Origin of the sequence: Pseudomonas sp. KU43P (genome assembly GCF_033095865.1) — a bacterium.
Classification (GTDB): Bacteria; Pseudomonadota; Gammaproteobacteria; order Pseudomonadales; family Pseudomonadaceae; genus Aquipseudomonas.
Genome location: NZ_AP019365.1, coordinates 1,715,449 through 1,740,336, shown reverse-complemented (window position 1 = coordinate 1,740,336; position 24,888 = coordinate 1,715,449). Strand labels below are relative to the sequence as shown.

Genomic DNA, 24,888 nt, shown 5'->3' with positions numbered 1-24,888 from the left:
CTTAAAAACCCAGGCTGGACAGCAGATCATCGACATCGTCCTGACCGGACACGACGTCTTCACGCTTATCGGCATGAATCTGCGGACCTTCACCCCGAGTCGGATGTTTTTCTTGATCTTTTTCAGCGCGCAGCTGCTGGTGGTCATGTTCGATGCCGGCAAAGCGGTCGACCTGACTGGCCATCAGCACGAGCTTGAGCAGATTGCTTTCGACTTCGGTCACCAGCGCAGTGACGCGCTTGATCACCTGGCCAGTCAGGTCTTGGTAGTCCTGGGCCAGGAGAATGTCGTTGAGGTGGCCGGAGACCTTGCGGTTACCCTCGGCGCTGTGCGTCAGGAAACTGTCGACGCGCTTGACCAGCTCGCGGAATTCCGGCGCGGCGACTTCGCGGCGCATGAAGCGCTGCCAGTCGACGCTAAGGTTCTGCGCTTCGGCCGCCAGGTCGTTGAGCACGGGTGTGCTCTCCTCCACCAAGTCCATGGTGCGGTTGGCGGCACCTTCGGTGAGTTTGACCACGTAGGACAGGCGCTCGGTGGCGTCGGTGATCTGCGAGACTTCCTCGGCCTGCGGCATGGCCGGGTCGATCTGGAAGCTGACGATCGCGCTGTGCAGCTCACGGGTGAGCTTGCCGACTTCCTGGTACAGGCCACGGTCGCGGGTCTGGTTGAGCTGATGGATCAGCTGCACCGCCTCGCCGAAACGCCCCCGTTCCAGGCTTTCGACCAGCTCCTGGGCATGCTTCTTCAGGGTCGATTCGAACTCCCCCAAAGACGTTTGTGTTGATTCCATGGCGCCCCCTGACGTGACTCAGCCGTTGACGCGTTCGAAGATCTTCTCGATCTTTTCTTTGAGCACCTGGGCGGTGAACGGCTTGACCACGTAACCATTGACGCCGGCCTGGGCCGCTTCGATGATCTGGTCGCGCTTGGCTTCGGCGGTCACCATCAGCACCGGCATGCCCTTGAGGCGGTCATGGGCGCGCACCTTGCGCAGCAGGTCGATACCGGACATGCCGGGCATGTTCCAGTCGGTCACCAGGAAGTCGTAATGGCCGCTTTCGAGCATCGGCAGCGCCGTGGTGCCGTCGTCGGCCTCGTCGGTGTTGGTGAAGCCCAGATCACGCAACAGATTCTTGATGATCCGCCGCATCGTCGAAAAGTCGTCAACGATGAGGATTTTCATGTCTTTGTTCAAGTAGACCTCCAAGCAGTCTCAAACGCGCTCGGCTGCGAGCACGCATTCAATCAAATCGGTGCAACATGGAAAACGCACGTGGAAAACGACTGCAACGACCTCGGGCTCAACGCGCCCGCCATTCCCCCAAACGGCTGCGCAGGCGCGCGGCGCACTGGCTGTGCAGCTGGCTGACACGCGACTCGCTGACCCCCAGCACCTCACCGATCTCCTTGAGGTTCAGCTCTTCGTCGTAGTACAGCGCCAGCACCAGCCGCTCACGCTCCGGCAGGTTGGCAATGGCATCGGTCAAGGCCGCCTGGAAGCGCTCGTCTTCCAAGTCCCGCGATGGCTCGACCTGGCCACTGGCACCGTCCTCGTGCAGCCCTTCGTGCTCGCCGTCCTGCAACAGGTCGTCGAAACTGAACAGGCGGCTACCCAAGGTATCGTTCAAGATCCCGTAGTAATCATCGAGACTCAATTGGAGTTCGGCAGCAACTTCATGATCTTTAGCGTCGCGGCCGGTTCTGGCTTCAACGGCGCGCATCGCGTCGCTGACCATGCGGGTGTTGCGGTGCACCGAACGCGGTGCCCAATCGCCCTTGCGCACCTCGTCGAGCATCGCGCCACGGATGCGGATGCCGGCATAGGTTTCGAAGCTCGCGCCCTTGCTGGCGTCGTACTTGTTGGCGACTTCCAGCAGGCCGATCATGCCGGCCTGGATCAGGTCTTCGACCTGCACGTTGGCTGGCAGGCGCGCCAGCAGGTGGTAGGCGATGCGCTTGACCAACGGGGCGTAGCGTTCGATCAATTCGTACTGGGCGTCCTTGGATGCCTTGCTGTACATCTTGAAACCGCTCGCGTTCATAGCACCGGCCCTGCGCTGGTGGGTTGCACCAGGCGCTCGACGAAGAACTCCAGGTGCCCGCGCGGGTTGGCCGGCAGCGGCCAGCTGTCGACTTTCTGGGCGATGGCCTTGAAGGCCAGCGCACACTTGGAGCGCGGGAAGGCTTCATACACGGCCCGCTGCTTCTGCACCGCCTTGCGCACGCACTCGTCGTAAGGCACGGCGCCCACGTACTGCAGGGCCACGTCGAGGAAACGGTCGGTGACCTTGGTCAGCTTGGCGAACAGGTTGCGCCCTTCCTGCGGACTCTGCGCCATGTTGGCCAGCACGCGGAAACGGTTCATCCCGTAGTCGCGGTTGAGCAACTTGATCAACGCGTAGGCGTCGGTGATGGAAGTCGGTTCGTCGCACACCACCAGCAACACTTCCTGGGCCGCACGGACGAAGCTGACTACCGAGTCACCAATGCCCGCAGCGGTGTCGATCACCAGCACGTCGAGGTTGTCACCGATCTCGCTGAACGCCTGAATCAGGCCGGCGTGCTGAGCCGGGGCCAAGTGCACCATGCTCTGGGTGCCCGAGGCCGCCGGCACGATGCGTACACCGCCCGGCCCTTGCAGCAGCACATCGCGCAATTCGCAGCGCCCTTCGATCACATCGGCCAAGGTGCGTTTAGGGGTCAGGCCCAGCAACACGTCGACATTGGCCAGGCCCAGGTCGGCGTCCAGCAGCATGACCCGGCGGCCGAGTTCGGCCAGCGCCAGGGACAGGTTCACTGAAACGTTAGTTTTGCCGACGCCACCTTTACCACCGGTGACGGCGATCACCTGTACGGGATGCATGCTACCCATGTTCGTTGTTTACCTTGTCTCGCTTGGACCCAAGCCACACTAGGGGCATTACTGCGGCCCCCTTGGTGTAGGTATTTTGCACACGCTTCATCATCAACCTGCTCGACGCGGGTTGTGATAGAGATCAGCGAACATGTCGGCCATGGCCTCTTCGCTGGGCTCGTCCTGCAACTGCACGTTGACGGCGCGGGTCACCAACTGGTGCGGGCGCGGCAGGTGCAGGTCGTCAGGAATGCGCGGGCCATCCGTCAGGTAGGCCACGGGCAGTTCATGACTGATGGCCAGGCTCAGCACATCGCCGAGGCTCGCCGTTTCATCGAGTTTGGTCAGGATACAACCGGCCAGGCCGCAGCGCTTGTAGCTGTGGTAGGCAGCGGTGAGCACCTGTTTCTGGCTGGTGGTGGCCAGCACCAGGTAATTCTTCGCGGCGATGCCGCGTCCAGCCAGGGTTTCCAGCTGCATGCGCAGGGCCGGGTCGCTGGCCTGCAGGCCAGCGGTATCGATCAGCACCACGCGCTTGCGCAGCAGCGGCTCCAGTGCCTGGGCCAGCGACTGGCCCGGGTCGACGTAGGTCACCGGCACGTTGAGGATGCGGCCCAATGTCTTGAGCTGCTCCTGGGCGCCGATACGGAAGCTGTCCATGCTCACCAGGGCCAGGTTCTGCGGGCCGTACTTGAGCACGTAGCGGGCAGCCAGCTTGGCCAGCGTGGTGGTCTTGCCCATGCCGGCCGGGCCGACCACCGCGATCACCCCGCCCTCTTCGATCGGCTCGACCTCGGGCACTTCGATCATCCGCGCCAGGTGCGCCAGGAGCATGCGCCAGGCCTGGCGCGGCTCTTCGATCTCGGCAGTGAGGTCGAGCAGCTCGCGGGCGATCGGGCCGGACAGGCCGATGCGCTGCAGGCGACGCCACAGGTTGGCTTGTGCAGGCTTGGCGCCCTGCAACTGGTTCCAGGCCAGCGAGCCGAGCTGCACTTCCAGCAGCTCGCGCAGACCCGAGAGCTCGGAGCGCATGGCATCGAACACGCGCTGATCGACCGCCGCAGGTGCTGGCGCGGCAGGCGCCACCGGCACATCCACATGCGGTTCGATCAACGGTTCGGAAGCAGTCAGCGACTGCCCGGCGAACAATTGGCGATTGCCTTCGCTGGCGTCTTCACGGTTGTCCAGCTCGGCCTGGGCAGTGGCGATGCGCGTCTGGGTCTTGCGCAGCTCTTCTTCCAGCTCGGCGTTGGGCACGCGCGGGGCCAGCGCGGACAGCTTGTAGTCCAGCGCGGCCGTCAGCTCGACACCGCCGGCGATGCGGCGGTTGCCGATGATGGCGGCATCGGAGCCCAGCTCATCACGGACCAGCTTCATGGCCTGACGCATATCGGCGGCGAAAAAACGCTTAACTTGCATAACCCACTACCTCAGCCGTTGGGGCCCACGGTGGCAACGATGGTGACTTGCTTGTTATCCGGTATTTCCTGATACGCCAGAACATGCAAATTCGGTACAGCCAGGCGACCGAAGCGCGACAGCATGGCTCGAATCGGGCCGGCAACCAGAAGGATGGCCGGCTGGCCCTGCATCTCCTGACGCTGGGCCGCCTCGATCAACGAACGCTGCAGCTTTTCGGCCATGCTCGGCTCCAGAAGAACACCGTCTTCCTGACCTTGCCCGGCCCTTTGCAGACTATTGAGCAAAATCTGTTCCAACCTTGGCTCAAGGGTGATCACAGGCAGCTCGGACTCAACGCCGACAATGCTTTGCACGATGGCACGACACAATCCGACGCGCACTGCCGCGACCAGCGCGGCGGTATCTTGACTCTTGCCGGCATTGTTGGCGATGGCCTCGGCAATACTGCGAATGTCGCGTACTGGCACTTGTTCGGCGAGCAACGCTTGCAGGACCTTGAGCAGGCCCGACAAGGAAATGACACCGGGCACCAATTCCTCGGCAAGTTTAGGCGAAGCCTTGGACAATACCTGCAGCAGTTGCTGCACTTCCTCGTGACCGATCAGTTCGTGGCAGTGCTTCTGCAGGATCTGGTTGAGGTGGGTGGCCACCACGGTACTGGCGTCGACCACGGTGTAGCCCAGCGACTGCGCCTGAGCGCGCTGGCCGATATCGATCCACACCGCCTCCAGGCCGAACGCCGGGTCGCGCGCGGCAATGCCGTTGAGGGTGCCGAACACCTGCCCCGGGTTGATCGCCAGCTCACGGTCCGGATAAATCTCCGCTTCGGCCAGAATCACCCCCATCAGCGTCAGGCGGTAGGCGCTGGGCTGCAGGTCGAGGTTGTCGCGAATGTGCACGGTGGGCATGAGGAAGCCCAGGTCCTGGGAGAGCTTCTTGCGCACCCCCTTGATCCGCGCCAGCAGCTGGCCACCCTGGTTACGGTCGACCAGTGGGATCAGCCGGTAGCCAACCTCCAGGCCGATCATGTCGATGGGCGTGACATCGTCCCAGCCCAGCTCCTTGGTTTCCATCGCACGCTGCGGCGAGGGCAGCAGGTCCTGCTGGCGCTGCGCTTCCTGCTGCGCCTGCACCTTGGCCTTCTGCTGCTTTTTCCACACCAGGTAAGCGCCGCCACCGGCCAACAGGCCGAGGCTGAGGAAGGCGACGTGCGGCATGCCTGGCACCAGGCCCATGACGATCATCAGCCCCGCCGACACCGCCAGGGCTTTTGGCGAATCGAACATCTGCCGGTTGATCAGCTTGCCCATGTCCTCGGAGCCCGAGGCACGGGTGACCATGATCGCGGCGGCGGTGGACAGCAGCAGAGATGGCAATTGCGCCACCAAACCGTCACCGATGGTCAGCAGGGCGTACACCCGGCCGGCATCGCCGAAGCTCATGCCGTGCTGTAGCATGCCGATGAGCATGCCGCCGATCAGGTTGATGAACAGGATCAGCAGGCCGGCAATGGCGTCGCCTCGGACGAACTTGCTGGCACCGTCCATGGAGCCGTAGAACTCGGCTTCCTGGGCCACCTCGGCGCGGCGCAACTTGGCCTGGGCCTGATCGATGAGGCCGGCGTTGAGGTCGGCATCGATGGCCATCTGCTTGCCGGGCATGGCGTCGAGGGTGAAGCGCGCGCTTACTTCGGAGATACGCCCGGCACCTTTGGTCACCACCACGAAGTTGATGATCATGAGGATGGCGAACACCACCGCACCGACCACGTAGTTGCCGCCGATCACCACCTCACCGAAGGCCTGGATCACCTTGCCCGCAGCGCCGTGGCCTTCCTGGCCGTGAAGCATGACCACCCGCGTGGAGGCGACGTTCAGGGCCAGGCGCAGCAGCGTGGCCACCAGCAGGATGGTGGGGAACGCGGCGAAATCCAGCGGACGCAAAGCGTACACGCAGACCAGCAGGACCACGATCGACAGGGCGATGTTGAAGGTGAAGAAGACGTCGAGCAGGAACGGCGGTATCGGCAACATCATCATTGCCAACATCACCAGCAGCAACAACGGCACCCCCAGGTTGCCCCGGCCGAGACCGGCCAGGTTTTGCCGGGCGTTGCTGATTAACTGAGTGCGATCCACCGCGAGTCCTCTTCATGCAAAACTTTGACGCCCAAGGGGCGCTTGGGCGTGGCTTTGCAAGAAGCCTTCCAACTTTGGGCATGGCTTGGAATGTAGGGTGGTTTTGAGATCGAGCGCCGCGCGGGCGGCGCTCGATCTCAAAACCAACACACCCCTACCGCCAAACCCCCAGCCCTCAACCGTCTCGGCGCAGGTCCGGCGGAATCGGCAGGTCTTCCTTCAACGGCTCAGGCCGCTTGCCCTTGCCAGCCCGGTACTGACGAATCTGGAACACATAGGCCAGCACCTGCGCCACCGCCAGGTACAACCCCGCCGGGATCTCCTGCTCCACTTCGGTGGAGTAGTAGATCGCCCGCGCCAAGGCCGGCGACTCGAGAATCTGCACCTTGTGCTCCACGCCGATCTCGCGAATCTTCAAGGCAATGAAATCGGTACCCTTGGCCAGCAACAGGGGCGCCGCCCCACCCTTCTCCGGGTCGTACTTCAAGGCCACGGCATAGTGCGTCGGGTTGGTGATGATCACATCAGCCTCCGGCACCGCAGCCATCATGCGCCGCTGCGACACCTCACGCTGCAGCTGGCGGATGCGCTGCTTGACCTCGGGCTTGCCCTCGCTGTCCTTGTACTCGTCCTTGACCTCCTGCTTGGTCATCTTCAGCTTCTGGAATGTCTGGTAGAGCTGGAACGGCACATCCGCCGCGGCGATGATCAGCAAGCCAGCCGCCATCCACAGCGCACTCCAGCCCACCACCTGAACGCTGTGGATGATCGCCTGCTCCAGCGGCTCATTGGCGATGGCCAGCAACGCCTGGCGATCATTGCTGAGCACCACCAGCGCCACGATCAGGATCATGAAGAATTTGGCCAGCGCCTTGAGCAGCTCGGTCAGCGAGTTCAGCGAGAACATGCGCTTGATCCCCGAAAGCGGGTTCATGCGACTGAACTTGGGCTGCAGCAGGCTCCCGGAAAAGATGAAACCACCCAGCGCGATGGGCGAGACGAAGGCGATCACGAACAGCAGCACCAGGATCGGCTGCACCGCCCAGATGGCCATCTTGCCGGACGTCAGCAGAAACAGGCCCATGGAGCGCTCGTCGACCAGCACCTCGCGTGGCAGCGAGAAATTCAGGCGCATCAGCGTCATCAAGGTCTCGGCCAGGTTGCCGCCAAAGGCCAGCAAGGCCCCGGCGCCGGCCAGGGTCACCGCCACCGTGTTCAGCTCCTTGGAGCGGGCGATCTCACCTTTTTCGCGCGCGTCGCGCCTGCGCTTGTCGGTGGGGTCTTCTGTCTTGTCTTGACCGCTCTCGCTCTCAGCCATGCTCAGCGCGCCCTTGCCAGTTCACGCAGCCACTGCAGCGCTTCGCTGGCCAATGCCTGGTAGTGGGAAAGAATATCGGCCAGGCCCACCCAGAAGATGCCGATGCCCAGCACCAGGGTCAGCGGGAAACCGATGGAAAAGATGTTCAACTGCGGCGCGGCGCGGGTCATCACGCCGAAGGCGATGTTCACCACCAGCAGCGAGGCGATCGCCGGCAGGATCAGCAGCAACCCCGCACCGAACACCCAACTCAGCCGCCCGGCCATCTCCCAGAACTGGCCGACCACCAACGCATTGCCCACCGGCAGGGTGGTGAAGCTCTCGGTCAGTATCTCGAAGGCCACCAGGTGGCCGTTCATCAGCAGGAACAGCACGCTCACCAGCATGGTCATGAACTGGCTGACCACCGCCACGTTGACGCCGTTGGCCGGGTCGACCATGGAAGCGAAGGCCATGCCCATCTGCACCGCGACGATCTGCCCGGCGATCACGAAAGCCTGGAACAGTAACTGAAGGGAGAAGCCGAACAACGCACCCACGATCACCTGCTCACCGCACAGCAGCAAACCGCGCAGGCTCAGCGGGTCGAATTCGGGCAACGGTGGCAGCGCCGGCACGATCACCACGGTGATGGCCACCGCCACGTACAGGCGGATGCGCGCCGGCAACATGCGGGTGCCGAAAATCGGCATGGTCATCAGCAGTGCCGTCACCCGAAACAGCGGCAGCATGAAGGTGGCGACCCAGGTGCCGATCTGCGCGTCGGTCAGCTCCAGCATGGCGGCTTCAACCGATCAGCTGCGGGATGCTGGTGTACAGGCCGGTGATGTACTCCATGAATTTCTGCACCAACCAGGGCCCGGCGACGATCAGCGTCACCAGCATCACCAGCAGGCGCGGCAGGAAGCTCAGGGTCTGTTCGTTGATCTGCGTGGCGGCCTGGAACATCGCCACGATCAGGCCCACCAGCAGGCTCGGCACTACCAGGATGGCGACCATCAGCGTGGTCAGCCAGAGGGCATCGCGGAACAGGTCGACGGCAACTTCAGGGGTCATGCGGGGCTCTCCTTGACGGCGTCAGACGCCGCCGAAACTGCCGGCCAGGGTGCCCATGATCAGCGCCCAGCCATCAACCAGCACGAATAGCATGATCTTGAACGGCAGCGAGATGATCAGCGGCGACAGCATCATCATGCCCATCGCCATCAGCACGCTGGCAACCACCATGTCGATGATCAGGAACGGGATGAAAATCATGAAGCCGATCTGGAATGCGGTCTTCAGCTCCGAGGTGACGAACGCCGGCACCAGGATCGTCAGCGGCACCTGGTCGGGGCCGGCGATGTCGGTGCGCTTGGACAGGCGCATGAACAGGTCCAGGTCGCTCTGCCGGGTTTGCGCCAGCATGAAGTCCTTGAGCGGCCCCTGGGCCTTGTCGATGGCCTGCTGGGCGGTCATCTGCTCCTTCAGGTACGGCTGCAGAGCGTCCTGGTTCACCCGGTCGAACACCGGCGCCATGATGAACATGGTCAGGAACAGCGCCATGCCGGTCAGCACCTGGTTCGACGGCGTCTGCTGCAGGCCCAGGGCCTGACGCAGGATCGAGAACACGATGATGATGCGGGTGAAGCTGGTCATCAGGATGACGAACGCCGGAATGAAGCTCAGCGCCGTCATGATCAGCAGGATCTGCAGGCTGACCGAATATTCCTGCTGGCCGTCCGGGCCATTGGACAGGGTGATGGCCGGGATCGACAGCGGGTCGGCGGCAAGGGCCAGCGGCGCGACCAGCAACAGCGCGATTGGCAGCAAGGTGCTCAACAGGATGCGCAGGGCGCGACTCATCACTTCTTGTCCTTCTGATCCTTGCCCATCAGCTCCATCAGCCGCTGGGCGAATTCCGGCGTCGCCTGGCGGGCACTGGCTGGCACCTCCACCGGCTCCGCCAGCACATGCAAGGCTTCGATGCTGCCTGGGGTATGGCCGATGAGGATCTGTTCCTTGCCCACCTGCACCAGCAGCAGCCGATCACGCGGGCCGATGGCGCGGCTGCCGACGATCTCGATCACCTGGCCGCCCTTGGGGGCAGCGCCCTGCATGCGGCGCAGCACCCAGGCGAGGAAGAAGATCAGGCCGACCACCAGCAGCAGGCCGAATACCATCTGTGCCAGTTGCCCGCCCATGCTGCCGGGCGCGGCGGCGGGTGGTGCGGCCGGCGTGGTGACGGCTGCGGCAATTGCCACTTCGCTGGCCAGCAAGGCGATCAGGGCCGTCATGGCCCGCACCGTGCCTTTCACTCAGCGCAGCTTCTTGATGCGTTCGCTGGGGCTGATCACGTCGGTCAGGCGGATGCCGAACTTCTCGTTGACCACGACCACTTCGCCATGGGCGATCAGGGTGCCGTTGACCAGCACGTCGAGCGGCTCGCCCGCCAGGCGATCGAGCTCGATCACCGAGCCTTGGTTGAGCTGCAACAGGTTGCGGATGTTGATCTCGGTGCTGCCGACCTCCATGGAGATGTTCACCGGAATATCCAGGATCACGTCCAGGTTCGGGCCTTCGAGGCTGACGTTTTCCTTCGGCCGTGGCGAGCTGGCGAACTCTTCCATCGGCAGGCGGCCCGCGCCGGCACTGCCAGCGTCGCCACCGAGCAGCGCGTCGATGTCAGCCTGGCCGGCGTCACCGGTTTCTTCCAGGGCGGCAGCCCATTCGTCGGCCAGGGCCTGGTCCTCGGGGGAGGTGATCTCGTTTTCGTTAGCCATGATGTCCTCGACAGGCATTCAATTCGTAGTGAGCGACCGGCACACCGTCAGCGGCGTTCGATCGGGTCGATGATCTGCAGGGCCAGGTTGCCCTTGTGCGAGCCCAGGCGCGCCTTGAACGACGGCACGCCGTTGGCGCGCAGCACCAGGTGCTCGGGCAGCTCCACCGGGATCACGTCGCCGGCCTGCATGTGCAGGATGTCGCGCAGTTTGAGCTGGCGCCGGGCGACCGTGGCGGTCAGCGGCACGGAAACATCCAGCACGTCCTCGCGCAGGGCCTTGACCCAGCGCTCGTCCTGGTCGTCCAGGTCGGACTGGAAGCCTGCGTCGAGCATTTCCCGCACCGGCTCGATCATCGAGTACGGCATGGTCACGTGCAGGTCGCCGCCACCGCCGTCCAGCTCGATGTGGAAGGTGGACACGACCACCGCCTCACTTGGCCCGACGATGTTGGCCATGGCCGGGTTGACCTCGGAGTTCATGTACTCGAAGTTGACCGGCATGATCGCCTGCCAGGCCTCCTTGAGGTCGACGAAGCACTGGTCGAGCACCATGCGCACCACACGCAGCTCTGTCGGGGTGAATTCACGGCCTTCGATCTTGGCGTGACGGCCGTCACCGCCGAAGAAGTTGTCCACCAGCTTGAACACCAGCTTGGCGTCGAGGATGAACAGCGAGGTGCCGCGCAGCGGCTTGATCTTCACCAGGTTGAGGCTGGTAGGCACGTACAGCGAATGCACGTACTCGCCGAACTTCATCACCTGCACGCCGCCCACGGCCACGTCGGCGGAACGGCGCAGCAGGTTGAACATGCTGATGCGGGTGTAGCGGGCGAACCGCTCGTTGATCATTTCCAGGGTCGGCATGCGACCCCGCACGATACGGTCCTGGCTGGTCAGGTCGTAGCTCTTGATGCTGCCGGGCTCGGCAACGCTTTCGGTCTGTACCAGCCCATCGTCGACGCCATGCAACAGCGCATCGATCTCATCCTGGGACAGCAGGTCCTGTACGGCCATGGCGGACTCCTACTGCAATACGAAATTGGTGAACAGCAACTGGTCGACCACCGGCTTGCCGACTTCTTTCTGAGCGACTTCCTGCACCACCGCGGTGGCTTTCTGACGCAGCATCTCCTGCCCTACCGAGCTACTGGCGAGGGTGTCGAAGCCTTGCCCGGAGAACATCATCACCAGGTTGTTGCGGATGACCGGCATGTGCACCTTGAGGGCATCCAGGTCGGCCTGGCTGCGCCCTTGCATCGTGATGCTCACCTGCATGTAGCGCTGGCGGCCGTTCTGGTTGAAGTTGACCACGAAGGCGGGGGCCAGGGGCTCGTAGATCGCCGCCGGCTTGACGTTGGCCGCCGCCGGGTCGGCGGCCGGGGCTGGCTCGCTCTTGTGCATGATGAACCAGGTGGCGCCCACCGACAGGCCGACTGCCAGCAGCAGGGCCAGCACCAGCAGCAGGATCAGCTTGAGTTTGCCTTTAGCGGCGGGGTCTTTCACTGCGTCGCTCTTCGCCATGCCAATAATCCGTCGTCCAGCGGGGTTTCAAAGGAGGATGACGTGGCTTGAGCAAGTGTTATGCCAGGTTTTGAGAGGAGGTTTGATGAGGGTGATGTGGTGAGGTCGAGATCGAGCGCCGCCGGCGCTGCGCATCGCGGATGAATCCGCTCCTACAGGATTTTTTGGCGGGCGCCAAAGGCGGGCAACCATGGCCTGGCAGACTGTGGCACGTTACAAGAAATGTAGGAGCGGATTCATCCGCGATGCGCCGCGCGGGCGGCGCTCGATCTCACCCACTACAAAAACCTCAAGCGTAAAAATCTACCGCACTATCACCAACAACCACCTGCTGCTCGACCACCCGACCAGCATCGGCAACTTCACCCTGCCCCACGCCACCCCCTTCCTGCGCCCGCCGCGCCGCTACGCCAGACAACTGCGAACCATCCTGCTGCGCTTGCTGCTGTTGCTGCCCGCGCGACTGGTCGGCGACATTGACGTCCGGCTGCGCCAACCCCTGCTGTGCAAACAGCTCGCGCAAGCGGTGCACCTGGCTATCCAGCGCATCACGCACGCCCGCATGGCCGCTGATGAAGGTGACCTGGGTCGACTGGTCCGCCGCCAGGTTGACGCGAATGTCCAAACGCCCCAGCTCGGCCGGTTCCAACTGAATATCCGCCGACTTGAGGTTTTGGCTCGACAGGTACATGACCCGGTTGACCAAGCCTTCAGCCCAGGCGTTCTGGTTCATCGCCAGCGGCTGTTGCAAGGGGCTGGGGCTGACCGGTACGGCATTGGCGGTCTTGGCCGTGGCCGCCTGGGTCAGGCTGGCGAGACGGTTGGCGAAATCGTCGATGCGCGTATCGCTGCTGGCACTCTTGGTGTCTTTCAGGCCGTCTTCGAGCAAGGCCCCGAATGCCTTGTCACCCGACTCCGACTGCCCCGCCTCGGCCTCGACCTTGTCGATGAGGTTCGCCAATGGATTGACGGCAACCGGGCCATCCTCGGCTTGCGGCTGCTGCGCGGTGCTGGCCGCATGAGCCGATGTCGTGCCTTTTGCCTGGGCACTCTGCTCGAGGGCCAGGCGCAGGGTTGGCATGTTGGCCAGCGCATCGGCCTCAGGGTCGAAAGGTTCGCCGGCATCTTCTTCGGGCAACGCCGGCACCAATGGCTGCTGGGCAGCTGCCTGCAACACCGGCGCCACGGCCTGGGCTTGTGCCTGCAACAGTTGCGCGCCCGGCTGCGCATCGGTGACCTGGCCAGCCACCAGACTGGCATCCAACGAGCTGGCGTCAGCATTGGCGGTGGCGTCAGTGCTGGCCTGCGCCTGATCGTCTGCTGGCAATTTGTTGCCGTCATCGGCAACAGCCGGCTTGTCGGTTGCCGCCTGCTTGCCGCCCTGGTCGGTATCAGGCTTGTCCTTAGGCTTGACCTTGTCATCACGCAGCGAAGGCTTGTCGCGCCCCTGGTTGGCCATGACCTGGTCGAAGCCGCTGCCCTGCCCGCCGGCCGCCTGCAGCGGCTTGTCCACCCGAGAGGAAGCGGCGCTCGACGGCTTGCTCAGGGTGCTGGCTTGCAACAAAGGGTTGGGTGCGACAGGCATTGAAAGGTCTCCGCGCCAAAAACATGAATATCGTCCTGGCACAGACACGCAAAACTCGCGCCAACCTGCCGATCAGCTCGCCGACACCCGTTCGCGCTCGCCGCGATAGAAGCGCTGTACCTCCAGGTATTCCTGGTCGATGCGGTTGATCAGGTCTTCGATGCCGTACAACGAGCGGTCCTTTACCCGCTGCTCCAGTTGCTGGCAGAGCTGGGCGAGCTCTACAGCGCCCATGTTGCTGCTACTGCCCTTGAAACTGTGGGCCACCCTGCCTAGCTCGTCGGCGGTCCTGGCACCGTGCAGCTGGCAAAGGCGTCGCTCGGAATCTTCAAGGAAGGTTTCCAGCAATTGCAGATAGCCCTCTTCCATGACCTCCTGCAGGTCCCTGAGCACTCTGTGGTCAATATGCATGTCAGTCACTTGCTCACTCCTTGATCAAGCCGGATTATGCCCGAGCCGCCAAACGGCTCACCATTCGAACTGCACCCGCGCACAACGCCCGCCCTCGCGCCATTCGGCACTGCTGCCAAGCCGGCGTACCAGTCTCAGGCCGCGACCGCTGAGGCTCTGTTCCCGAGGCGGGCGCGAAAGCACCTTGCTCACATCGAACCCCGCGCCACTGTCGCGCATCTCGATCATCAGACGCCCACCGGTGGCCAACGGTTCCACTTTCAGGTCGATGCGCACGAAGCCATCGGCCAAGGTGCCCAGCCGTCGAGCGCGCTCCTGATAGTAATCGGCAAAACCCTGCACATCACGCTTGAGCTGCGAATCCAGGCCCAGCACGCCATGTTCCAGGGCATTGGAATACAACTCGCTGAGCACGCTGTGCAAAGCGCCAGTACGTGGGCGCAGGCCATGGATCTCCTGCAGCAATTGCACCAGATAGGGAACCGGGTTAAACCGTTTGAGGCTTTCGCCGCGCAACTCGAAGCCCAGCGACCAGTCCAGCGGGCTGGAGCGCCCGCTGTCGGAATAGAGCGTTGGCGCCGGCACCTGCTCCTGGGGGGCGAACATGCGGATGTCGCACAGGCTGATGTCATCTCTCGGGCGCCCGCCAAAGCACTGCAATGCTTTCATCACTTCGTCGAACAGGTGCGCCGGGTCACGGTTGGCCGCCAGCACCGCCCGCAGGCGCTCGACGCCAAACAGCCGCTCCTGGTCATCTGCAGTGTCGACGACGCCGTCGGACAGCAGCAGCAATCGCTCGCCCGATGCCAGTGGAACCACCTCGGTGCTGTCGTCGAAACGCTCGGCACCCAGGATTCCGAGAGGCAGGTGGCGTGAGGTCAAGGTACAGAGCACATCACCACTGGCCGACAACCGGTAACCGTCCGGCATGCCGCCATTCCACACCTCCACCGTCCCGCGCTGCACGCTCAGGTTCAGCAACAGCGCGCAGCAGAACATGTCGACCGGCAGTATGCGCTTAAGCTTGGCGTTCATCTCGCGCAGAATCTGCGCCAGGCCGTAGCCCTTGGCGGTCATGCCGTAGAACACCTCGGCCAGGGGCATGGCACCCACGGCGGCGGGCAAGCCATGGCCGGTGAAATCACCGAGCAACACATGCATGTCGCCCGAAGGCGTGAACGCCGCCAACAGCAAGTCGCCGTTGAACAACGCGTAGGGCGACTGCAGGTAACGGATATTCGGCGCCGTGATGCAACCGGAATGAGCAACCTTGTCGAACACAGCCTTGGCCACCCGTTGCTCATTGAGCAGGTGGTGGTGATGGCGGGTGATCTGGTCGCGCTGCTCGAGCACCGTGGCCTGCAGCCGGCGCAGGCGGTCCATCGCGCGGATCTTGGCGCCGAGAATCACCGCGCTGTAGGGTTTGGCCATGAAGTCGTCGCCCCCGGCCTCCAGGCAGCGCACCAGCGCGTCCTCCTCGTTGAGCGAGGTCAGAAAGATGATCGGTACCAGCGCCTCGCCGGCCAGGGCCTTGATCTGTCGTGCGGCTTCGAAGCCGTCCATTACCGGCATCAGGGCATCGAGCAGCACGATATGCGGGCGCTTTTCGGCAAACAGCGCCACGGCCTGCTCGCCGTTCTCGGCAGTGAACACCTGGTGCCCCTGGCGCCGCACGATCTGCGCCAGCAACAGGCGGTCGGTGGCGCCATCTTCGGCCACTAGCACGGTCAATGCCTGTTCGGGAGGCATCTCGGCGCTCAACTGATGTCGAACAGTTTTTCGAAGTTGGAGATGGCCAGGATCTTGCGCACGTCGGAGCTGGCATGCACCACCCGCACGTCGGAGTCATCGCCGCCCGCGTGGTCGCGCAACAACAGCAGCATGCCGAGGGCGGAACTGTCCAGGTAGGTGGTGTCCTTCAGGTCGACCACCACCGAGTCGGGCCGTTTTGGCTGGCGCTCGTAGGCATCGCGAAACTCCTGATGCTTGCCGAAATCGAACCGCCCCTTGATCTTGATCGTGAGTTTTTTCCCGTCCTGCGAAAAATCGGTCTCGACTGCCATGCTAGCGATTCCTTCGATGATGGCGAATGCAACTCTTCAAGGTTTAGCAGGCGGCGGCTGGAGTAGCAAACCGGGCTTGCCTGCGTGGGCGCTATCGCCGGCCCCGTGGGAGCCGGCTTGCCGGCGATAGGGCCGTCACAGCCTACAGATGCCTCGGCAACCGCTGGGACAGCTCATCCAGCAAGCGCTGCTCACGTTTGTCTTCCGCCCGCCGCGCCTCGTCCATGTACCGCTGCACCAGCTTGCGCAGCCCTTCTACCCGGGCATAGGCCTGCTGCCAGGTGCCACGGGCATTTTTCAGGTTGTTCTGGTGCCAGATGAGGCTTTGCCGTTGCTGGGTCATGGCCGTTTCCAGCTGGGCCAGGAAGCGCTGGTAATTGAGCAGCCAACTGCCATCGACGCCCTGCCCGCCACGTTCGACCCATTGCGCCTGGTAGCCTTCGCGGAACGACTCCAGCTCCGCCAGCTTCGCCTGCGCCTGGGCCACCAGTTGCTGAAAATGCCCCAGGCGCTGCGCAGCCTTGCGCTCGGCCTCCTCGGCCATGTTCACCACCGGCGCCAGGCGCGCGGCACGGCTAGGCGTGCTCATGGCCTACTCAACCATTGCCCGGGGGCATGAAGATCGCCCCCAGTTCCTGGCGGCTCTGGCCCATGCCGACATTTTCGTCCAGCCCCTGACGCAGGAAGTCCACCAGCCTGGGCTGCAAGGCAATGGCCAGGTCGGTTTCCGGGTCGCCACCGGCAACATACGCACCGACGCTGATCAGGTCGCGGCTCTGCGACAGGCGCGACCAGAGCTGCTTGAACTTCTGCGCCTGGCGCAGGTGGTCGGCATCGACCACTTGCGGCATGACCCGGCTGATCGAGGCCTCGATGTCGATGGCGGGGTAATGACCTTCCTCGGCCAGACGGCGAGACAGCACGAAGTGGCCGTCGAGCACGCCGCGCGCCGAGTCGGCGATGGGGTCTTGCTGGTCGTCGCCTTCGGACAAGACGGTGTAGAACGCGGTGATCGAGCCGCCACCGGGCTCGCCGTTACCAGCGCGCTCCACCAGTTTCGGCAGCTTGGCGAACACCGACGGCGGATAACCGCGGGTCGCCGGGGGCTCGCCGATGGCCAGGGCGATTTCCCGCTGGGCCTGGGCAAAGCGGGTGAGCGAGTCCATCAGCAGCAGGACATTCTTGCCCTTGTCGCGGAAGTATTCGGCGATACGGGTGCAGTACATGGCGGCGCGCAGGCGCATCAGTGGCGCATCGTCTGCTGGAGAGGCGACCACCACGGAGCGCTTGAGGCCTTCTTCACCGAGGATGTGCTCGATGAACTCCTTGACCTCCCTGCCCCGCTCGCCGATCAACCCCACCACGATGATCTCGGCCTCGGTGAAGCGGGTCATCATGCCCAGCAGTACCGATTTACCGACACCGGTACCGGCGAACAAACCCAGCCGCTGGCCGCGCCCGACGGTGAGCAGGCCATTGATGCTGCGAATGCCAACGTCCAGCGGCTGGCTGATCGGGTCGCGGTTGAGCGGGTTGATGATTGGGCCATCCATCGGCACCCAGTCTTCGGCTTTCATCCCGCCCTTGCCGTCCAGCGCACGGCCGGCGCCATCGAGCACCCGGCCGAGCATGCTCATGCCCATGGGCAGGCGCCCACTGTCATCCAGCGGCACCACCCGCGCCCCCGGGGCAATGCCGGCGATGCTGCCGACCGGCATGAGAAACACCTTGCTGCCGGAAAAGCCCATCACCTCGGCTTCGACCTGCACCGGGTGGTAGCTGTCGTCGTTGATTACCAGGCAGCGCCCGCCGACCGCTGCGCGCAGGCCCTCGGCCTCGAGGGTGAGGCCGACCATGCGCAGCAGGCGGCCTTCGACCACCGGCTGCACGGGCAGCTCGATCGCTTCGGCATAGCCACCCAGGCGTTTGCCGAAGCTGGTGCGGTCAAGGCGCATCATTGGCGCCTATCTCGACGGACATGTCTGGCGCCGCCGGGTGCAGGGCCTGGTCGTGCAGCTGGTCGAACAGCTGGGCCACGGCCTTCTCGATGCGCGTCTCCATGGTCGCGTCGATGCGGCTGTGCAGCGTTTCGATTCGGCAACCACCTGGCAGCAGTGCGTCATCCTCCAGCAGCTTCCAGCTCTCCTCATGGCGCTCGCGCAGGGCCTTGGCCAGCTCGAAGTCCTGGGGGTTGAGGTGAATGCGGATGTTGTCGGCGCCCATGGGCAGCAGCTTCAGGGCTTCACGCAGCACCTGGGTGATCTGGCTGGAGTCGCTGCGCAGTTCGCGGCCGATGACCTGACGGGCCATGTGCGCCACCAGGTGCACAACGGTCTTTTCGATCTGCGTATCCTGCTCGGCGATGGGCTCGAGCAGGTGCCCCATCAGTTGCTCCAGGCCGGCCAGCTTGGCATTGAGGGCTTCCTCGGCCTCCTGGCGCACCTTGAGCTGGGTGCTGTGAAAACCCTCGCGCTCGCCGGTGGCGAAGCCTTCGTTGTAGGCTTCCTGGCGGATCGCTTCGAGCTCTTCGAGGGTCAGCGGCTGGACCTCCTCCAGCGGCACTTCCTCGACTTCTTCCTCGACGACTTCCGGTTCCGGCTCAGGCTCGGGTTCCGGCTCGGGATCGAAGCTGGGCAACGCCCAGACGTCGACGCCCACGAGGTCGCGGGCGCGGATCAGGTCACTGGGGTGGGATTCTTTGGTGGGCATGTTCTCAATTACTCAAAAACCCTGCTCGCTGTAGGAGCGGCCTTGTGTCGCGAAAGGGCTGCACAAGGCCGCTCCTATAACCGTTTGCAGGGTCAGATCATTTCCTCGGCGCCCTTGCCACCGAGCACGATCTCGCCGGCCTCGGCCATGCGGCGGGCGATGGTGAGGATTTCCTTCTGCGCGGTCTCGACGTCGCTGACGCGTACCGGGCCCTTGGCCTCCAGGTCGTCGCGCAGCAGTTCCGAGGCACGCTTGGACATGTTCTTGAAGATCTTGTCCTTGACCCGCTCGTCGGCGCCCTTGAGCGACACCACCAGCACGTCGGAGGACACTTCGCGCAGCAGCGCCTGGATTCCGCGGTCGTCGACGTCGGCCAGGTTGTTGAACACGAACATCAGGTCTTCGATCTGCTCCGACAGGTCGTTGTCGATCTCGCGGATCGAATCCATCAGTGCGCCTTCCACGGAGCTGTCGAGGAAGTTCATGATGTCGGCGGCGCGCTTGATGCCACCCAGGGTGGTGCGCGCGGCATTGGAGTTGCCCGAGAACTGCTTCTCGAGAATCTGGTTCAGTTCCTTGAGCGCCGCTGGCTGAACAGTGTTGAGCGACGACACGCGCAAGATGATGTCCAAGCGCACCTTGTGGTCGAAGTTGCTCAGCACTTCACCGGCCTGGTCGGGGTCCAGATAAGCGACCACGATAGCCTGGATCTGTGGGTGCTCGTAGCGGATCACATCGGCCACCGCACGCGGCTCCATCCATTTGAGGCTGTCCAGGCCGCTGGTGTTGCCACCGAGCAGGATGCGGTCGATCAGGCCGTTGGCCTTGTCCTCGCCGAGGGCCTGGTTGAGCATCTTGCGGATGTAGCCGTCGGAGCCCACGCCCAGGCTGGTCTGGTCGCCGACGATCTCGACGAACTCGCTCATCACCTGCTCGACCTGCTCGCGGTGCACATTGCCCATCTGCGCCATGGCCACACCGACCCGCTGCACTTCCTTCGGGCCCATGTGGCGCAGCACTTGCGCAGCATCGGTTTCACCGAGCGACAGCAGCAGAATAGCTGCCTTGTCGACACGGCTGAGCTTGGCGGTAATGGCTCGATTGTCACTCATCGGCGTTGATCCACTCTTTCACGACCTGAGCCACACGGCCCGGGTCTTCGGCCACCAGGCCTTTGATTGCGTTGAGCTGCGCCTCGTAACCCTCGCTCGGGCTTGGCAACAGAATGCTTGTCGGGCCACCCAGACTGACGCGGTCGTTGGCCAGTTCGCCATCCAGACCGATCATGCCGCCCAGCTCCATGTCGCTGTCTGTGGCAGCTTGCTTGCCGCCGCCAGTGATGTTGTTGAGCACCGGGCGCAACACGCCGAATACCAGCACCAGGATGAACAGCACGCCCAGTACCTGCTTGACGATGTCCCAGAACCACGGCTGCTGGTAGAAGGCGATGTCGGCGATCTCTTCGCCACGGTCAGCGGCGAACGGCACGTTGATCACCGTCACGCTGTCGCCACGGCTGGCATCGAAGCCCACGGCGTCCTGCACCAGGCGGGTGAAGCGCGCCAGGTCTTCGGCGCCCCATGGCGCACGGGTGCTTTCGCCATTGGCGTCGACCTTGACCTGGTCATCGACCACCACCGCGACCGACAGGCGCGTCAAGCGACCCTGCTGCTGGCGGGTGTGGCTGATGGAGCGGTCCAGCTCGAAGTTCTTGGTGGTCTGCAGACGCTTGTCCGAAGGGTATGGGGCAAGCATCGGCTGGCCGGTGGCCGGGTCCATGACCTGCTGGCCGTTGGCGTCCACCAGCGGCTGGCCAGGCTGGATGGCACCGGCGGCGCCTGCGGCACCGCCGGTGGTCTGCGGCGCCGAGGCCGGGCCTGGCGGCTGGTTGCTCAAGGCACCCGGCACACCTTGCGGGCCCTGGCTGCTGGCGCGCTGTTCGTTGACCGACTGCTCGCTGCGCAGCGCCGGCTGATCCGGGTTGAATTGCTCGGAGGTGGATTCCACCGCGCTGAAGTCGAGGTCGGCAGACACTTCGGCCTTGTAGCGGTCGTTACCCAGTACCGGCTGCAGGATGTTGTGCACCCGCTGGGTGAGCATGCCTTCCATGCGGCGGCTGTAGTCGAACTGCTTGCCGGCCATGGTCAGCGCCGTGTCTTGCAACTGTTCGGAGAGCAGGTTGCCCTTCTGGTCGACCACGGTGACCTGAGATTTGTCCAGTTCCGGTACGCTGGTGGCGACCAGATTGACGATGGCCATTACCTGGCCCGCTTCCAGCGCACGGCCCGGATACAGCTCGACCAGCACCGAGGCGCTCGGCTTGCGCTCATCGCGCACGAACACCGAGCTTTTCGGGATCGCCAGGTGCACACGTGCGGCCTTGACGTTGTTCAGGCTGGAAACGGTACGCGCCAGCTCGCCTTCCAGGCTGCGACGGTAGCGGGTGGCTTCCATGAACTGGCTGGTGCCCAGGCCCTGCTCCTTGTCGAGCAGTTCGAAACCGACGTTGCCGTCGCTTGGCGCCACACCGGCGGCTGCCAGTTTCAGGCGCGCACGGGAGAGGTCGTCGGCCTTGACCAGCAGAGCACCGGAGTTGGGCTCGACATTGTAGGGAATATCGGCAGCGGCCAAGGTATCCATGACCTGCTTGGTGTCCATGCCCGCCAGGCTGCCATACAGCGGGCGGTAGTCCGGCTGCTGCGACCACAGCACCACGGCAAAGCCGATCGCCACGCTCGCCGCCAACCCGACCAGCAGGCCAACCTGGCGCAGCATGGGCATCTGCGAGATGTTTTCCAGAAACGCCATGCCGAACAACGGCGGCTTGCTCGCGGGCGATCCGCTCTTGGCGGGGGCGTTTTCGACGACTGCTTCAGCCATGACTCACTTCCGTCCTCAAACCGGCATCTGCATGATGTCCTGGTACGCCTGGACCAGCTTGTTGCGTACCTGGGTCAACGCCTGCATGGACACACTGGCTTTTTGCGAGGCGATCATCACGTCAGTCAGGTCGACGCCGCTCTTGCCGATTTCGAAGGCATTGGCCAACTGGGTCGAGGCCTGCTGGGTCTCATGCACCTTGCCAATGGCCTGGCCGAGCATGTCGGCAAAGCTGCTCTGCCCTGGCGCCAGTTCAGGCGCGGCAGTGGCCTTGGGCGCGGACATGGCTTCTGCCTGCATGGCGCGCATGTCCAACATCAGACGATTGAATTCAACACCTTGGCTCATGAACTTCTCTCTCCGGCGGCCGCATTTTTTTGACACTCATGCGGCGGATAGCCCAGAACTAGCAACAAGAGTGCCAGCCCGCTCCACGATCTTTGAAAAGGCCGAATCAGCCGTACAGGCTGGCTTCCACGTCCAGCCCGGCATCGCGCATCTGCGCCAGCTTGTAGCGCAGGGTTCGCGGGCTGATGCCGAGCCGCTCGGCCGCCTCCTTGCGGCGGCCGCGTTCGGCGCGCAAGGTGTCGATGATCATCTGGAATTCGTGGCGACGCATGTCGTCGCCCAGGCCGCCGGCATCGGCCACGGCATCGACCGATACCGGCGCAATAATGGCTTGCGGCGCCGCCGACAAGGGAATGGCGCCTGCCAGACAGAAATCCGCCGCCTCGATCACCCCGCCCTGCTGCAGGATCAGCGCCCGCTGCAAGGCGTTGTCCAGCTCACGCACGTTACCCGGCCAAGTGTGCGCCTGCAGACAGGCGCGAGCCTCTGCAGAAAGGCGTACCGGCGCATGCTTCATCTTCGCCACATGCCGCGCCAGCAAGCGTTCGGCCAGCGGCAGGATATCGCCGGCGCGCTCGCGCAGGGGCTGCCAGGCCAAGGGGAATACCGACAGACGATAGAACAGGTCCTCACGGAAGCGCCCCGCCGCCACTTCACCGGCCATGTCGCGGTTGCTGGTAGCCAGCACGCGGATGTCCAGAGCAATAGGCTTGCGCCCACCGACCCGCTCCACCTCACGCTCCTGCAACACACGCAGCAACTTGGCCTGCAGGCCCAAAGGCATCTCGGAGATCTCGTCGAGCAGCAGGGTGCCGCCTTCAGCCTGCTCGAACTTGCCGGCCTGGGCGGCGATGGCGCCGGTGAACGCGCCTTTTTCATGGCCGAACAGGGTGGCTTCGAGCATGTTGTCGGGGATCGCCGCGCAGTTGATCGCCACGAACGGCTGCGCTGCCCGCGGCGACTGCTGATGGATATAGCGCGCCAGCACTTCCTTGCCGGTACCCGACTCACCGCAAATGAGCACGGTGGAGTCGCTGCGGGCAACGCGTGCGGCCAGCTCCAGCAGTTGCCGGCTGGCCGCCTCGCAGGCCACCGGCCCTTCGTCTGCCGCCAGACGCCCCGCCGCGTGGCGCTCGACCAAACTCAGCAGCGCCCTGGGCTCGAACGGCTTTACCAGGTAATCGGCCGCGCCCTGGCGCATGGCTTCCACCGCACGCTCCACAGCCGCATGAGCGGTCATCAGCAGCACCGGCAACTGCGGGTGATGGCGACGCAATTGCGCCAGCAACTGGTGGCCGTCCATGCCTGGCATGTTCACGTCGCTGACCACCAGGCTGAACGCTTCGCCCGCTACCGCTTCCAGCGCTTCCTCGGCACTGCCAACGGCCTGGTAGGCGAAGCCACCGATTTCCAGGGTGTCGCCCAGCGCCTGACGCAGGGCACGGTCATCCTCGACCAGCAGCACCTTGATTGCCATCACACGACCTCCACGGGCTGCCCGTCGATCAACGGCAGCACAACTTTTACGCAGGTGCCGCGACCCACCTTGGAACGCAGCTGCAAGCTGCCCTGGTGCGCACGCACCACGGCCTTGACCACCGCCAGGCCGAGCCCGGTACCGGTGGCCTTGGTGGTGAGGAACGGTTCGCCCAGGCGCCCCAACAGATCGGGCTCGATGCCGCTGCCGGCGTCGCTGACGCACAGGTGCAAGCAGTGCTGGCGGCGGAACAGGTGCACCTTGAGCCGCGCCGGGCCTTCGCTGGCCTGCAGGGCGTTCTCGATCAGGTTGAGCAAGGCGCCCACCAGGGTATCGCGGTTGCACAGCAACTCCCCCAGGTGGGTGTCGCACTGCCAGCGCACAGCATGCCCCTGCACATGGGCCTGGGCCGCCTGCTGCAAGGCCTGGAACAGGCCCTTTGGCGTCAGCCGGTCGGTCATCGGCAGTTCGCCGCGGGCAAACACCAGCATGTCGCGCACCTGGTGCTCCAGCTCGTGCAGGCGCTCCTTGAGGCTACCGGCAAAACGTTGACGGGTCTCTGGCGCGAGCTCGCGCTCGCCATCGGCCAGGTGGCTGGCATACAGCATGGCTGCCGACAGTGGCGTGCGGATCTGATGGGCCAGCGAGGCGACCATGCGCCCCAGCGAAGACAGGCGCTCATGGCGCGCCAACTGATCTTGCAGGCGACGGGTTTCAGTCAGGTCGTTGAGCAGCACCAACTGGCCAGGTTCGGCATCCAGCGAACGCGTGGCGATGGACAGGCGACGCCCGTCACGCAGCGACACCTCATGGCCATCGTCCTTGCGCGGGGCGAAGCACCGGGCGATCACCTGGCGCCAGAGCTGGCCGATCAAAGGCTCGCCGAGCAGTTCGCAGGCCGCCGGGTTGGCTTCGCGCACCAGGCCCTGGTCGTCGATTACCACCACGCCACCCGGGAGCAGGTCGAGCAGGTTTTGCAGGCGGTTGGCCAGGCGTTCCTTTTCGTTCAGTTCGGCCATGCGCTGGGCACCGACCACTGCCAGCTCACCCTTGAGCTCGCTGACGCGCGCTTCGAGCATGCTGTAGGACTGGTTGAGCTGGGTGGACATCTGGCTGAACAGGGCGAACGCCTGCTCCAGCCCCTCTCGACTCTCCTGTTCGACCGGGGTTCGCCCCTGCAGATCAAGGGCTCGGGAATGGTGGGCGGCCTGGGGCATCGTGCTCTCTCGCGTGGCTGACCGTCATAAAAACGGTGTGGTGCCAGCGGTGTAGCAATAGCCGTGCCGGGGATGGGGGTTTGTACTTTTCAGGCCTGGCCCCATCGCCGGCAAGCCGGCTCCCACAAGTGTTCCACAACATTTCAAAGGCTGTTGCTTACCTGTGGGAGCCGGCTTGCCG

26 protein-coding genes are annotated in these 24,888 nt (G+C 64.1%); all 26 read right to left on the bottom strand.

The annotated features are described in order from the left end of the window. Position 1 precedes the first annotated feature (1 nt). The 26 genes from KU43P_RS08005 to KU43P_RS07880 all read right to left on the bottom strand — a co-directional run bounded on the left by KU43P_RS08005 (position 2) and on the right by KU43P_RS07880 (position 24,707). On the bottom strand, positions 2–790 hold the full coding sequence (locus KU43P_RS08005) for a protein phosphatase CheZ (protein WP_317662116.1): 789 nt from the start codon (positions 788–790) through the stop codon (positions 2–4). A gap of 18 nt (positions 791–808) precedes the next feature. Continuing rightward, positions 809–1,183 (bottom strand): chemotaxis response regulator CheY, encoded by a 375-nt coding sequence (locus tag KU43P_RS08000; protein WP_104881405.1) that lies wholly within the window; start codon positions 1,181–1,183, stop codon positions 809–811. Between the two features lie 118 nt (positions 1,184–1,301). Then, positions 1,302–2,042, bottom strand: coding sequence for an RNA polymerase sigma factor FliA (gene fliA / locus KU43P_RS07995; protein ID WP_054900043.1), 741 nt, complete (start codon positions 2,040–2,042; stop codon positions 1,302–1,304). Further along, the gene (gene fleN, locus KU43P_RS07990) at positions 2,039–2,872 is read right to left on the bottom strand and encodes a flagellar synthesis regulator FleN (RefSeq protein ID WP_016393812.1); all 834 of its coding nucleotides are present in this window, start codon (positions 2,870–2,872) and stop codon (positions 2,039–2,041) included. Before fleN ends, fliA begins: the two co-directional genes overlap by 4 nt. Before the next feature lie 93 nt (positions 2,873–2,965). Beyond that, positions 2,966–4,273, bottom strand: coding sequence for a flagellar biosynthesis protein FlhF (gene flhF / locus KU43P_RS07985; RefSeq protein ID WP_317662111.1), 1,308 nt, complete (start codon positions 4,271–4,273; stop codon positions 2,966–2,968). Positions 4,274–4,284: 11 nt separating this feature from the next. Further along, positions 4,285–6,414, bottom strand: a complete 2,130-nt coding sequence (gene flhA / locus KU43P_RS07980) for a flagellar biosynthesis protein FlhA (protein WP_317662109.1) — start codon at positions 6,412–6,414, stop codon at positions 4,285–4,287. A 175-nt stretch (positions 6,415–6,589) separates the two neighbouring features. Next, positions 6,590–7,732: a flagellar biosynthesis protein FlhB gene (gene flhB, locus KU43P_RS07975; protein WP_317662107.1), complete on the bottom strand. Its 1,143-nt coding sequence runs from the start codon at positions 7,730–7,732 to the stop codon at positions 6,590–6,592. Positions 7,733–7,734: 2 nt separating this feature from the next. Further along, the gene (gene fliR / locus KU43P_RS07970) at positions 7,735–8,511 is read right to left on the bottom strand and encodes a flagellar biosynthetic protein FliR (protein ID WP_317662106.1); all 777 of its coding nucleotides are present in this window, start codon (positions 8,509–8,511) and stop codon (positions 7,735–7,737) included. Positions 8,512–8,518: 7 nt separating this feature from the next. Then, positions 8,519–8,788: a flagellar biosynthesis protein FliQ gene (fliQ, locus tag KU43P_RS07965; RefSeq protein WP_008093282.1), complete on the bottom strand. Its 270-nt coding sequence runs from the start codon at positions 8,786–8,788 to the stop codon at positions 8,519–8,521. A 21-nt stretch (positions 8,789–8,809) separates the two neighbouring features. Continuing rightward, positions 8,810–9,577 (bottom strand): flagellar type III secretion system pore protein FliP, encoded by a 768-nt coding sequence (gene fliP / locus KU43P_RS07960; protein ID WP_317662104.1) that lies wholly within the window; start codon positions 9,575–9,577, stop codon positions 8,810–8,812. Continuing rightward, complete coding sequence (gene fliO / locus KU43P_RS07955; protein WP_317662102.1) at positions 9,577–10,029, bottom strand: flagellar biosynthetic protein FliO; 453 nt, start codon at positions 10,027–10,029, stop codon at positions 9,577–9,579. Before fliO ends, fliP begins: the two co-directional genes overlap by 1 nt. Further along, positions 10,030–10,494, bottom strand: coding sequence for a flagellar motor switch protein FliN (gene fliN / locus KU43P_RS07950; RefSeq protein ID WP_317662100.1), 465 nt, complete (start codon positions 10,492–10,494; stop codon positions 10,030–10,032). Between the two features lie 47 nt (positions 10,495–10,541). Next, positions 10,542–11,510 carry a flagellar motor switch protein FliM gene (gene fliM, locus KU43P_RS07945; RefSeq protein ID WP_317662098.1) on the bottom strand — a complete coding sequence of 323 codons (969 nt, stop codon included), beginning with the start codon at positions 11,508–11,510 and terminating at the stop codon, positions 10,542–10,544. A 9-nt stretch (positions 11,511–11,519) separates the two neighbouring features. Continuing rightward, positions 11,520–12,017: a flagellar basal body-associated protein FliL gene (gene fliL / locus KU43P_RS07940; RefSeq protein ID WP_317662096.1), complete on the bottom strand. Its 498-nt coding sequence runs from the start codon at positions 12,015–12,017 to the stop codon at positions 11,520–11,522. A 289-nt stretch (positions 12,018–12,306) separates the two neighbouring features. Beyond that, the gene (locus KU43P_RS07935) at positions 12,307–13,602 is read right to left on the bottom strand and encodes a flagellar hook-length control protein FliK (RefSeq protein ID WP_317662094.1); all 1,296 of its coding nucleotides are present in this window, start codon (positions 13,600–13,602) and stop codon (positions 12,307–12,309) included. Positions 13,603–13,674: 72 nt separating this feature from the next. Then, positions 13,675–14,022, bottom strand: a complete 348-nt coding sequence (locus KU43P_RS07930; RefSeq protein ID WP_317662093.1) for an Hpt domain-containing protein — start codon at positions 14,020–14,022, stop codon at positions 13,675–13,677. A gap of 48 nt (positions 14,023–14,070) precedes the next feature. Next, positions 14,071–15,762, bottom strand: coding sequence for a fused response regulator/phosphatase (locus KU43P_RS07925; protein ID WP_317662091.1), 1,692 nt, complete (start codon positions 15,760–15,762; stop codon positions 14,071–14,073). A gap of 8 nt (positions 15,763–15,770) precedes the next feature. After that, positions 15,771–16,076 carry an STAS domain-containing protein gene (locus tag KU43P_RS07920; protein WP_008093298.1) on the bottom strand — a complete coding sequence of 102 codons (306 nt, stop codon included), beginning with the start codon at positions 16,074–16,076 and terminating at the stop codon, positions 15,771–15,773. Between the two features lie 142 nt (positions 16,077–16,218). Beyond that, the gene (fliJ, locus tag KU43P_RS07915) at positions 16,219–16,665 is read right to left on the bottom strand and encodes a flagellar export protein FliJ (RefSeq protein WP_317662088.1); all 447 of its coding nucleotides are present in this window, start codon (positions 16,663–16,665) and stop codon (positions 16,219–16,221) included. Between the two features lie 7 nt (positions 16,666–16,672). Further along, the gene (fliI, locus tag KU43P_RS07910; protein WP_317662086.1) at positions 16,673–18,031 is read right to left on the bottom strand and encodes a flagellar protein export ATPase FliI; all 1,359 of its coding nucleotides are present in this window, start codon (positions 18,029–18,031) and stop codon (positions 16,673–16,675) included. Continuing rightward, entirely contained in the window at positions 18,021–18,785 is a 765-nt protein-coding gene (fliH, locus tag KU43P_RS07905; protein ID WP_317662084.1) for a flagellar assembly protein FliH, read from the bottom strand. The genes fliI and fliH overlap by 11 nt, the downstream gene beginning before the upstream one ends. 92 nt (positions 18,786–18,877) lie before the next feature. After that, positions 18,878–19,897, bottom strand: coding sequence for a flagellar motor switch protein FliG (gene fliG, locus KU43P_RS07900; RefSeq protein WP_027921181.1), 1,020 nt, complete (start codon positions 19,895–19,897; stop codon positions 18,878–18,880). Continuing rightward, a complete protein-coding gene (gene fliF / locus KU43P_RS07895) occupies positions 19,890–21,665 on the bottom strand; it encodes a flagellar basal-body MS-ring/collar protein FliF (protein ID WP_317662081.1) in 1,776 nt (591 codons plus the stop codon). Before fliF ends, fliG begins: the two co-directional genes overlap by 8 nt. A gap of 15 nt (positions 21,666–21,680) precedes the next feature. Beyond that, a complete protein-coding gene (fliE, locus tag KU43P_RS07890; RefSeq protein ID WP_008097326.1) occupies positions 21,681–22,013 on the bottom strand; it encodes a flagellar hook-basal body complex protein FliE in 333 nt (110 codons plus the stop codon). A gap of 106 nt (positions 22,014–22,119) precedes the next feature. Next, on the bottom strand, positions 22,120–23,490 hold the full coding sequence (locus KU43P_RS07885; RefSeq protein WP_317662079.1) for a sigma-54-dependent transcriptional regulator: 1,371 nt from the start codon (positions 23,488–23,490) through the stop codon (positions 22,120–22,122). Further along, positions 23,490–24,707: a sensor histidine kinase gene (locus tag KU43P_RS07880; RefSeq protein ID WP_317662077.1), complete on the bottom strand. Its 1,218-nt coding sequence runs from the start codon at positions 24,705–24,707 to the stop codon at positions 23,490–23,492. Before KU43P_RS07880 ends, KU43P_RS07885 begins: the two co-directional genes overlap by 1 nt. Between the last annotated feature and the right edge of the window lie 181 nt (positions 24,708–24,888).

What these genes read in the sequence shown, in the direction of transcription:
- KU43P_RS08005 (WP_317662116.1), bottom strand. Translation starts at nt 790, where the DNA reads ATGGAATCAACACAAACGTCTTTGGGGGAGTTCGAATCGACCCTGAAG.
- KU43P_RS08000 (WP_104881405.1), bottom strand. Translation starts at nt 1,183, where the DNA reads ATGAAAATCCTCATCGTTGACGACTTTTCGACGATGCGGCGGATCATC.
- fliA (WP_054900043.1), bottom strand. Translation starts at nt 2,042, where the DNA reads ATGAACGCGAGCGGTTTCAAGATGTACAGCAAGGCATCCAAGGACGCC.
- fleN (WP_016393812.1), bottom strand. Translation starts at nt 2,872, where the DNA reads ATGGGTAGCATGCATCCCGTACAGGTGATCGCCGTCACCGGTGGTAAA.
- flhF (WP_317662111.1), bottom strand. Translation starts at nt 4,273, where the DNA reads ATGCAAGTTAAGCGTTTTTTCGCCGCCGATATGCGTCAGGCCATGAAG.
- flhB (WP_317662107.1), bottom strand. Translation starts at nt 7,732, where the DNA reads ATGGCTGAGAGCGAGAGCGGTCAAGACAAGACAGAAGACCCCACCGAC.
- fliR (WP_317662106.1), bottom strand. Translation starts at nt 8,511, where the DNA reads ATGCTGGAGCTGACCGACGCGCAGATCGGCACCTGGGTCGCCACCTTC.
- fliQ (WP_008093282.1), bottom strand. Translation starts at nt 8,788, where the DNA reads ATGACCCCTGAAGTTGCCGTCGACCTGTTCCGCGATGCCCTCTGGCTG.
- fliP (WP_317662104.1), bottom strand. Translation starts at nt 9,577, where the DNA reads ATGAGTCGCGCCCTGCGCATCCTGTTGAGCACCTTGCTGCCAATCGCG.
- fliN (WP_317662100.1), bottom strand. Translation starts at nt 10,494, where the DNA reads ATGGCTAACGAAAACGAGATCACCTCCCCCGAGGACCAGGCCCTGGCC.
- fliM (WP_317662098.1), bottom strand. Translation starts at nt 11,510, where the DNA reads ATGGCCGTACAGGACCTGCTGTCCCAGGATGAGATCGATGCGCTGTTG.
- fliL (WP_317662096.1), bottom strand. Translation starts at nt 12,017, where the DNA reads ATGGCGAAGAGCGACGCAGTGAAAGACCCCGCCGCTAAAGGCAAACTC.
- KU43P_RS07935 (WP_317662094.1), bottom strand. Translation starts at nt 13,602, where the DNA reads ATGCCTGTCGCACCCAACCCTTTGTTGCAAGCCAGCACCCTGAGCAAG.
- KU43P_RS07925 (WP_317662091.1), bottom strand. Translation starts at nt 15,762, where the DNA reads ATGCCTCCCGAACAGGCATTGACCGTGCTAGTGGCCGAAGATGGCGCC.
- KU43P_RS07920 (WP_008093298.1), bottom strand. Translation starts at nt 16,076, where the DNA reads ATGGCAGTCGAGACCGATTTTTCGCAGGACGGGAAAAAACTCACGATC.
- fliJ (WP_317662088.1), bottom strand. Translation starts at nt 16,665, where the DNA reads ATGAGCACGCCTAGCCGTGCCGCGCGCCTGGCGCCGGTGGTGAACATG.
- fliI (WP_317662086.1), bottom strand. Translation starts at nt 18,031, where the DNA reads ATGCGCCTTGACCGCACCAGCTTCGGCAAACGCCTGGGTGGCTATGCC.
- fliH (WP_317662084.1), bottom strand. Translation starts at nt 18,785, where the DNA reads ATGCCCACCAAAGAATCCCACCCCAGTGACCTGATCCGCGCCCGCGAC.
- fliG (WP_027921181.1), bottom strand. Translation starts at nt 19,897, where the DNA reads ATGAGTGACAATCGAGCCATTACCGCCAAGCTCAGCCGTGTCGACAAG.
- fliF (WP_317662081.1), bottom strand. Translation starts at nt 21,665, where the DNA reads ATGGCTGAAGCAGTCGTCGAAAACGCCCCCGCCAAGAGCGGATCGCCC.
- fliE (WP_008097326.1), bottom strand. Translation starts at nt 22,013, where the DNA reads ATGAGCCAAGGTGTTGAATTCAATCGTCTGATGTTGGACATGCGCGCC.
- KU43P_RS07885 (WP_317662079.1), bottom strand. Translation starts at nt 23,490, where the DNA reads ATGGCAATCAAGGTGCTGCTGGTCGAGGATGACCGTGCCCTGCGTCAG.
- KU43P_RS07880 (WP_317662077.1), bottom strand. Translation starts at nt 24,707, where the DNA reads ATGCCCCAGGCCGCCCACCATTCCCGAGCCCTTGATCTGCAGGGGCGA.